1 protein-coding gene and 1 pseudogene are annotated in these 713 nt (G+C 42.6%); one reads left to right on the top strand and one right to left on the bottom strand.

Annotated features, from left to right (window positions below):
• Positions 1 to 186: tRNA (adenosine(37)-N6)-threonylcarbamoyltransferase complex ATPase subunit type 1 TsaE (locus A3766_RS28025; RefSeq protein WP_197479814.1), on the bottom strand; the 186-nt coding region annotated here is incomplete at its 3' end.
• A 227-nt stretch (positions 187 to 413) separates the two neighbouring features.
• On the opposite strand from A3766_RS28025, the pseudogene A3766_RS28030 reads away from it, so the two are divergent.
• Positions 414 to 713, top strand: a pseudogene (locus A3766_RS28030) (tRNA epoxyqueuosine(34) reductase QueG); the annotation flags it as partial.

Genomic DNA, 713 nt, shown 5'->3' on the forward strand with positions numbered 1-713 from the left:
GTGCCCTGCACCTTCGAGAATCCCCCTAGTTAAGGTTGTCTTACCCATTCCGAGGTCACCGTGCAAAAAGATACTCACCACACCTTGATGAAAACAATGCTCATCGATGACACTGAATAACAAGCGTCCTAATGCTACTGTCGCTGACTCGTCAACCAATACAAGCCCAATAGCCGCTTTTGTCATACTCGCACCCTATATCGATTCACTCTCTTGCCCTATAATCCATAAACAAATATTAAAACAAGCGCTCTTTGCAGACACAAAAAGCAGGTTCTGCTGCACGTTTATGCCATAATAGCGTCGTAACACATTGCTTATTAATGTATTTGCTGAACAAACATTCCTAGTTAACTGTTAAGTATAGCAAAACATCGTCAGACTTACACAAAGATGCCGCTAGAATAGATTCGATGCAAAACACTAAGCCCAATCTTACTCACAACGAGCTGCTAGAACTTGAGCAGTCAATCCAAAAAAAAGCGCTAGAACTTGGGTTTCAGCAATTTGGCATCACAACTAATGACCTAGACATTCATATAGAACGATACAAAGACTGGCTCGATAGAGGTTTTCATGCAGACCTGGATTATATGGAAAAGCATGGAAGCAAACGCTGGCAGGCTGATGAATTAGTTCCCGGCACGCTTAGGGTTATTTCCTTGCGCATGAATTATCTAAGCGACCCAAACTCTCCTCTAGGCCTTTTGAAC

The organism is Oleiphilus sp. HI0132 (assembly GCF_001635845.1).